We start from the raw sequence: 8,884 nt of genomic DNA on the forward strand, positions 1-8,884 counted from the left end.
TCTCTCCCCTCTCCTTGTAGGAGAGGGGTCGGGGGAGAGGTCTTTAGTAGTTGCTCGCCCCTTAACCACAATTTTTGTTTGGACGAGCTACTACGATAAAAACTTATGTATAAAGCATTTCATCTAGAATTAATGCGTCAATTCCTTGTAAAAGTGTAGAAACATTCTCTAAATCATTAAATTTATATAAATTTTTTTGCCATGCGTTGTCATAAAACGCCATGCAAAACTATCATTGTTATATCTACTTCTTTATAGAAAGGAAAAGCAGCAATGGCAGTAATAATGAGACCAGAAGAATGTTTAGAGTATGAAAAAGAAATTATCTGGCTTGATGATCCTAGTAAATATCCTTGGGTCAGGCAGGGTAGTACGGACTTGTTTCAAAAACAAGGTATATCTGACTCTCGTATGTCAGATATATCTAAAGCTGGGCACAAAATAATTGGTTATGCAAACCTAGAAGATGACGCACCACCAAGTTTTATTGATAAACCGACAGGAAATAAACATTATTGGAGGAGATATTTTTATCTCACAGATAAAGATTATGAAAATTATCAAGGTAGAACTTGTTGCCCTATAGAGGCGGTAGATCCCTTGAGTGTTACCCCAAAAAAAAAGGGCATAGTCCCCTGAAAAAGTCTCAGATTGCTGTGAGAATTCCTTTTCCACTTATGCGAAAACTCAAGGATTATATTAATCAAACAAAAATGTCTCAAACAGAAGTAGTGGTAAGTGCATTGGCAGAATATTTAGAGGATAAAGATAGTACACCTCTAACTCATAGAATACTTTTACTAGAGAAAAGGGTAGAAGCCTTAGAAAGTAGAGAATAACCAAACAACTTGTCAATCTACCAGCTCCTCTAGACTAAAATTGTGGGTAAAATCTTCCCCCTCTCCTTGCAGGAGAGGGGCTGGGGAGAGGTCTTCATTGACTCGCTCTTTACCCAAATTTTCAAGCTAGACGAGATACTACAATCCAATATAGATTTTTATATGTGTTGCCCCAGTAGGAAAATCTATAAAGTAACAGTAACGAATAAATCACAATGCCTCACTCAACTATCCAAGTTCAACCACCTCTAGAATTCATCCCACCCAACTTCAAACCTCTAGTACGCCAAGGGACCAAACTAATGTTACCTTGGTGGCTGAAGTTCCAGACATCCATCGCTGATATACAAGTAGACAACCTAGAAACCCTAGCCCAACTATATCAAAGCTTCCACCAAGGCAAAACTCGTTTCCTCATGGCATTCCGTCATCCTAGTGCCGATGACCCATTTTGCATAGGATATATGATTTGGTATCTATTGCCAAAACTAGCCAAACAAAAAGGTATCACCCTTCCATCTCTCCTCCACTATCACTTTATTTTTGACCGAGGTATTCCTTTATGGGCAGGTAATTGTATAGGTAAGTGGTATTCGTATCTGGGAGGAAGTTCAATTCACCGTGGAAAGCTGGACCGTCAGGGACTAAAATCAGCTCGTGAATTATTTGCCCATGGCAGTTTACCAATGATGGCCGCTCCAGAAGGAGCCACCAATGGTCATAATGAAAAAGTTAGTTTATTAGAACCTGGTATTGCCCAAATGGGATTTTGGTGTGTTGAGGATATATCTAAGGCAAGTCGTTCAGAAGAAGTATTTATTGTGCCAGTAGGTATTCAATACAAATACTTGGATGAACCTTGGAAAAATTTGGAGAAACTTTTAACTAGACTAGAAAAAGATAGTGGTTTGTCTCCGGGGACTGAAAATCTTTCTGACCAGGAAAAATTAGCACCTTCTAAACTTTATCAAAGACTTTTGAGATTAGGGGGTTATTTACTAGGAAAAATGGAAAATTTTTATCGACAATTCTATCACCGAGAGTTACCTGAACTAATTCAAGAAAGTTCTTCCCAACAACCTCTAACAGATGACCAAGTTAATGAAAATATAAATACTCGTCTCAATACTCTTCTCAATGTTGCTCTAGAAGTTGCAGAAGAATATTTTCATATTCATCCCAAGGGTAATTTGATAGATCGTTGTCGTCGTCTCGAACAAGCAGGATGGGATTTTATTTATAGAGAAGATATTGAAAATTTAGCGACTCTTTCTCCTGTAGACAGAGGTTTGGCAAATAGACTTGCGCAAGAAGCTAATCTGAGGATGTGGCACATGAGATTAGTAGAAAGTTTTGTCGCAGTTAGTAGTAAATATGTTAAGGAAAAGCCTACAGTAGAGAGATTTGCTGATATAACTTTGTTAATATGGGATATGATTAATCGGATTAAGGGTGGTAATCCCTTAAAACGTCCCAGATTAGGAAAACAAAGGGTGCAAATGACAGTGGGAGAACCGATTTCTGTTTCTCAACGGTGGGAAGCTTACCAAACTAAACGTCGTACAGCAATATCAGACCTAACTCAAGATTTGCAAAATTCCCTTGAGAGAATGATTCAATCTTGACATATTTCTAACGTTTGACTTAGGCGACACCGCGGGATTCTTCTACTCGATATTTGAGTCACAGTTTATACAGCAGAGATTATGTTATCTCCGTGTTTTTTTATTATACCACAAGAATCAGGTATACTGTTTCTCAAGTTAGTAAGGTACACTTTTTTGTCTTCTTTTCTGTTCCCTGTTCCCAGTTAAGTGTTCCCTAAAACCTATAATTTTGTACTACATCACCAGTTTGACACTCCACGGACTAAAGCCGCGTGGGATTCGTGACTAGGAGGTTTCTATCGGGTTAAAACCACGATTTCCACATTGCTCGAAACAACCACATTGCCAGTACCGTACCGTAGTACGTATACAGCAGCAGTAGGGGCGTTTCATGTCGGGCAGCGAAACGGCCTTCGCCCCTACTAGGCGGTGCCAATTGCCACTACTCTCTCCGGCCATACATACCATTGAGCCTACTTTTTAAGTTGTTAATTAATTATAACACATTTTTTGGGCGTTGCTGAAATGTAATGGTAAGTAGCTGAAGGTAAAATTGAAAAACTTATGTTTTGCGTTGGTACTTAATCTAAAAATCATTACCACTCAGCAACGCCATTTTTTGACTACGGATTAAAATCCGCGCCCGTCGTTTCCATCCACCGCTTAAAAGACGGTGGTTTCCCACTTACCGAAATTTTATGATCGGAATTGCTGTATAGTAACTGATACAACTTGACAAGAACTAAATTTTTTTCCATGACTAATAAATCTATGACTACATCTACTGATTTGCTGAAAAACAAGCTACTGACTCTTGTTACCCAAGAAATGTTAACTCCGTTAACTTCTGTTATGGGAATGGCAAGTGTTCTGAACCAGGAAATCTACGGACCTCTGACAGACAAACAAAGAGAATATGTAGAAGTCATCAATGAGAGAAGTCGATATTTGCGATCGCTAGTTGAACAAATTATTGCCTTAGCAAAACTAGATGAATCTGGCCAAAATTTAGAAAAAACTCCTGTTGACGTGAAAAATCTCTGTCAGCAAATAGTTAGAGACTTAGAACCAGAAACAGTTTATCGTCAGGTTGAATTCCATGTATTAGGTGGAGGTGGCGATCGCAAGATTGGTTTGTTTGATAAAGAAATTTTAGAACAGACACTATACAACTTAATTTATAGCGTAATTCAATCTGCTGGTTCAGGGAGTGAAGTAAAACTTCATTTGTCTGAAAAACAAGAAGAACTTAATGTTGCAGTGTGGGTTTCTCATCCCCTTCTTGGAGATAATCTTCCTCATACTCAACTCTACTCCCAAAAGTTATCTGCAATTGAACAAAATAGTAACTCAAGCTTAACGCTAAATAGATTACAGCTAACATTTGCCGAACTCAAAGAAATAATTTTTGAGGAAATGCCAAAACAAGGAGAAAATGTTACTGCCAACCCCACCCGCGATCTATTAGCACTGCTATTCTGTTGTCAGTTAGCAGAACAACAGGGCGGGTCTTTGTGGATTCAAGGTTCTGCTGAATCAGGGTATCGATATATATTAGTTCTACCACTCTCTAAGTAAAAAGGGAGTAGGGATTCAATAATTAATAATTAACAATTAATAATTAATAATTACCTCTTCTTGAAACGGATCGGATTAGTTAAAAGCGAATTTTTTTTCTTCTCAAGGGGAGATTGGATATGGCGTTTTGCTGGCGCCGACATGAAAAGCGGAGCGGCTCTGCATTCTTCGGGAGACCTCGCCATCCCATCCTAAGGTCATGCTCGGCAAACGACCGCTCTGTTGGTCGATTGGAGGCTAGCGAGGAGACCTCGGCATCCCATCCTAAGGTCATGCTCGGCAAACGACCGCTTTTTTCTCCTTTAAAGGAGAGGCTTTAAACCCTTATTTTTCGGTAAGGGTAAATAATTGATTTTATTTTTAATTTTTGGATATGTCTATTATACGAAAGCTACTTGAAACTCTGTATTATTAAAGTGGTGGTGCATTGTAATTATTTTTGTTACGAGACACGGTAGTGGGAGCATCTGACTCCCTTACTCGCGAGCAGGATACCCGCACTAAGTATTGCTTGTTCCTATCTACGATTATTGTTCTTCTTGTTGGTATCATAAAATGAACTCAGTTTGGCAAAAGTTAACACTAACTAATCTCTCACTCTCTGACTCTCAATGGCTAAATGCTAGCTACCTCTATGGTTTACTTAATGGTTCTCTCTATAACTGGCGACGGGGTAGTTGGTTAATGCAATGGGGAGAACCTCTTGGTTTTATCTTGCTGGCAATTGTATTTAGTCTAGCTCCTTTTGTAAATACTGCTCTCATTGGTTTCTTATTACTTGCTAGCGCTGCTTTTTGGGTATTGCTGAGTGTCTCAGATAACACCCAGGAACATTTAACTCCCATTCATCTACTAATATTGCTTTACTGGAGTATTGCTACATTGGCAATGGTTGTCTCCCCATCAAAGACTGCTGCTTTTAGCGGATGGGTGAAATTGACTCTTTATTTATTTTTATTTGCTTCGGGGTCGCTGGTGTTGCGATCGCCTAAACTCCGCTCTTGGTTAATCAATATTTATTTATTGATTTCCCTAATTGTTAGTTTCTATGGTATTCGCCAATGGATAGACAAAGTTGAACCTCTAGCTACCTGGAATGACCCTAACTCCACCCAAGCAAATGTGACTCGTGTCTATAGTTATTTGGGAAATCCTAATTTATTAGGTGGATATTTGTTGCCTGCTATTGCTTTAAGTTTTGTGGCAATTTTTGCTTGGCGTAGTTGGGCGCAAAAATCTCTAGCAGTCACAATATTGGTAGTCAACTGTGCTTGTTTGCGTTATACGGGTAGCAGAGGGAGTTGGATTGGGTTTTTGGCTTTGATGTTTGCCATGTTGATTTTAATGTGGTATTGGTGGAAAATCTATATGCCTAGATTTTGGCAAACTTGGTCATTGCCAATAGCTGTGGGAAGTTTGGCGGGGTTGTTAATTTTGGCAGTGGTCTTATTAGAGCCGTTGCGCGATCGCGTTCTTAGTATTTTTGCAGGTCGTCAAGATAGCAGTAATAATTTTCGGATGAATGTCTGGATGTCTGTGTTTGATATGATTCGCGATCGCCCAGTTTTAGGTATTGGACCGGGTAATGATGTGTTTAATAAAATTTATCCTCTCTATCAGCGTCCCCGTTACAGTGCTTTGAGTGCTTATTCTGTACCTTTAGAAATCATTGTGGAAACTGGTTTTATTGGTTTTACTGCTTTTTTGTGGTTGCTGTTAGTGACTTTTAATCAAGGTGTATTGCAGTTGAGAAGTTTGCGAGATGCTAGTAACACTCAAGGGTATTGGTTAATTGGGGCGATGGTAGCAATGGTAGGATTGATGGCTCATGGTTTGGTGGATACGGTTTGGTATCGTCCCCAAATTAATACCCTTTGGTGGTTAATGGTGGCTATTATTGCCAGTTATTATGGCAGGGAACAGGGAATAGTTCAATAATTAATAATTAGCTCTTCTTAAAAAGAAGAGGATTGGTTCAGCGGACATGATATAATCGGTCATTGCGACGATAGGAAGCAATTTCAGGGGTGGCTTGATATTGCTTCCTTCCACTCCGTTCCAGTCGCAATGACTACAACAATATCATGTCTGGTTGAATGGTTATAATTAAGCTTGTAGTATTGATCTAGCAATAAGATAGATATTTCACTTGCTCAAGCAATATTACAAACAAAAACCTTTTTATCACTTATTATCCGGACATCATATTATTCATTAGAGTAGCGATAGTGCTACGCACCGCTACGCGAACGCGCAATGTTTGACGAACTGCCATTAAAATTAGTCCTAATTTATTTTTACCTGTACCATCTTTACCACAACCCCAATAATAATCGCTAGGAGAATTCTCGATAATTAACTCATTATCTGTTGAGAATTGTATTTAACATTTCTCTATTGTCATTTTTCGGAAGACTTCTCCCAATTTTTCCGATCGCTTTCCACAATATTGCTAAGAAATCAGAACTATTTGTTCTAGCAACCGAAACATGAAAAATCCTATTTGAGAAATACTTTTATATTTTAAACGAGTCAAAAATTATCGTCGCTACGATCCGAAGATGTTGGGTGGAGCAATAGTCTTGAAAATACCACCGTCACGATCGGTGTCCATAATTGGTTGGAGTTGAATCTCCTCGATCGTGCTTTAGTCATACCACAGTTCTCTTCTGTCAATTATAGCGCTACTTGAATCGGGAATAGGGAACACTTAACTGGGAACAACAGACTTTCAAAGGGTTTCATGGTTTAGAAATGTCCTAATCTTTGCTTCGACTGCTATAATTCAACTGATAATATCATTTTTTTTTAGACAAATGACTAAACTCATCATAAAAATATCTTGGCTATAGAGTTTTTTGGAGTATCTATTTCCTCTTCCCAGTGAAGGTATTCCCTAAAACCTAGAACTTTGTACTTCATTCCTGATGATAATTGGTATATCGCCGAGTTATCAAAAACTAATAACCAAACAACTAAATTAGGATATTAACTAGCTCTCATGCTATTATTAAAAAGCGTCTAGCGCTCAGTCAAGTCAGTCATAAAAAAGCTGAAAACTGAAGCCTGAAAACTTACAGCTAATGATAATAAATACCCAGATAGAAATTACATTTACTATAACTACCGGATTAGATAATTATGAAACATAAATTAATCAGTTTAATATTGTTATTTATAGTCGGTTTAATATTAGTGACATGTAGTGGAAATAAACCTAAAAATTATCTACAAGAACCTCAATCAGAGAAAATATTAACAATTTGGTGGAATCGGGGATACTATCCAGAAGAAGATCGGTCTCTAGAAAAAGTTATTACTGAATGGCAAGAAAAAACTGACAACAAAGTTGAACTTTTGTTTTTTAGTCCAGATGACATTTTACAAGTAGCTATTGATGCTTTAGGAGCAGGTAAACCGCCTGATATATTTTTTTCTTATAGAGCAGGATATACTTTAATTCCTCAATGGGCTTGGCAGGGTAAATTACTAGATGTTTCAGATGTAATTGCACCTGTAAAAAATTTATATGATAATACTGCGCTGAAGTCGGTTTATTTGTACAACAATATTGAGTCAAAATTTTCTAATTATGCTGTACCAATAATGCAACGAGGTATTCATATTCACTACTGGCATGATTTAATTCGTGATGCAGGTTTAGGTGAGGAAATACCTCAAAAGTGGGATGAGTTTTGGCAGTTTTGGCAAAAAGCACAAAAAGTTATACTTCAACAAGGTCAAGATAATATTTATGCCTTGGGTTTGCCTATGTCTATTTATGGTTCAGATACTTACTTTGTATTTGAACAAATATTGGAGGCTAATAATTTAAAAATATTAGATAAACAAGGCAAATTACAAGTAGATAAACCAGAAGTCAGACAAAAACTTATTGAGGTATTAGACTGGTATACCAGCTTTTATAAAAATGGCTATGTGCCACCTAACGCAGTTAATTGGATAAATTCAGATAATAATACTAATTTCCTCAATCGCAAGACTTTAATGACAATTAATCCAACTATGTCGATTCCTGCTTCTCAACAAGAAGATGAAGAAATTTACTTGAATCAAATGAGAACTATAGAGTTTCCCTATAATCCTAATGGAACAGAGCCTAGATATTTAGTATCTGTCAAACAACCTGTAATTTTTAAATCCTCTGCTCATCCTGAATTAGCGAAATAATTTTTATCATATTTAATACAACCAGATAATTTAGGAACTTATATTAAAGGTGGAAAAAGTCGCTATTTTCCGATTATGCCTCAACTATGGGAAGACCCCTTTTGGAGTAATACAAAAGATCCCCATATTTCTGTAGGATCTAAAAAGTTTACTAAAGATAAGATTTCTTTATTTAACAATTCGATCAACCCTGCTTATTCTCAGGTAGATTCAGAAAATATTTGGGGTAAAGCGATGCAACAAGTGTTAATTGAAGGTTTATCTCCAACTGAAGCAACAGATTTAGCTATTAAGCGAATTAAAGAAATATTTTCTCAGTGGTAAACTAAGAGACTGTTTGTAAAGGAAATATAAAAAGGAGGTAGGGAACAGGGAACACTTAACTGGGAATAGGGAATAGGGAGGAAGAAATCAAGACAACTATTTGTCAGTTAAAAATCTGGGAATATATATATCTTTCCACCTCTGGTATCTACCAAATTTCAATCTCTTGAAGTACTATCGCTTTTAGATTTTAGTCACTCGTATGCTCTCATTCGACTTATTTTACCCAATTATTAATTATTAATTGTTAATTAAATAATTGTGGTTTAAAGCCTCCCCTTGGATAGGGGAAAAAAGCAGTCGGAAAGCGGAGCATTCCGTCAGGATGGGATGGCGAGGTCTCCA

Annotated in this window: 7 protein-coding genes and 1 pseudogene; 7 read left to right on the plus strand and 1 reads right to left on the minus strand. The window is 37.4% G+C overall.

All coding sequences use genetic code 11. The features are described 5' to 3' along the window. The first annotated feature begins 273 nt into the window (after nucleotides 1-273). The 5 genes from F6K22_RS21585 (at nucleotide 274) to F6K22_RS21605 (ending at nucleotide 5,962) form a co-directional block, all read left to right on the plus strand. Nucleotides 274-639, plus strand: coding sequence for a DUF6009 family protein (locus F6K22_RS21585; protein WP_293102485.1), 366 nt, complete (start codon nucleotides 274-276; stop codon nucleotides 637-639). A 74-nt stretch (nucleotides 640-713) separates the two neighbouring features. Next, a complete protein-coding gene (locus F6K22_RS21590; RefSeq protein WP_293102487.1) occupies nucleotides 714-839 on the plus strand; it encodes a hypothetical protein in 126 nt (41 codons plus the stop codon). Nucleotides 840-1,054: 215 nt separating this feature from the next. After that, nucleotides 1,055-2,464: a lysophospholipid acyltransferase family protein gene (locus F6K22_RS21595; protein ID WP_293102489.1), complete on the plus strand. Its 1,410-nt coding sequence runs from the start codon at nucleotides 1,055-1,057 to the stop codon at nucleotides 2,462-2,464. A gap of 738 nt (nucleotides 2,465-3,202) precedes the next feature. After that, nucleotides 3,203-4,024 carry a sensor histidine kinase gene (locus F6K22_RS21600; RefSeq protein ID WP_293102491.1) on the plus strand — a complete coding sequence of 274 codons (822 nt, stop codon included), beginning with the start codon at nucleotides 3,203-3,205 and terminating at the stop codon, nucleotides 4,022-4,024. A 555-nt stretch (nucleotides 4,025-4,579) separates the two neighbouring features. Continuing rightward, nucleotides 4,580-5,962 (plus strand): IctB family putative bicarbonate transporter, encoded by a 1,383-nt coding sequence (locus tag F6K22_RS21605; protein ID WP_293102493.1) that lies wholly within the window; start codon nucleotides 4,580-4,582, stop codon nucleotides 5,960-5,962. 253 nt (nucleotides 5,963-6,215) lie between these two features. On the opposite strand, the pseudogene F6K22_RS21610 reads toward F6K22_RS21605, so the two are convergent. Further along, a pseudogene (locus F6K22_RS21610) lies at nucleotides 6,216-6,398 on the minus strand (NADAR domain-containing protein); the annotation flags it as partial. 767 nt (nucleotides 6,399-7,165) lie between these two features. Between F6K22_RS21610 and F6K22_RS21615 the strand changes: the two are divergent. Next, complete coding sequence (locus F6K22_RS21615) at nucleotides 7,166-8,215, plus strand: ABC transporter substrate-binding protein (RefSeq protein WP_293102496.1); 1,050 nt, start codon at nucleotides 7,166-7,168, stop codon at nucleotides 8,213-8,215. 75 nt (nucleotides 8,216-8,290) lie between these two features. Further along, complete coding sequence (locus F6K22_RS21620) at nucleotides 8,291-8,539, plus strand: hypothetical protein (RefSeq protein WP_293102499.1); 249 nt, start codon at nucleotides 8,291-8,293, stop codon at nucleotides 8,537-8,539. The last annotated feature ends 345 nt before the right edge of the window (nucleotides 8,540-8,884 follow it).

The sequence above is a fragment of the Okeania sp. SIO2F4 genome, from assembly GCF_010672385.1.
Taxonomy (GTDB): Bacteria; Cyanobacteriota; Cyanobacteriia; order Cyanobacteriales; family Microcoleaceae; genus Trichodesmium.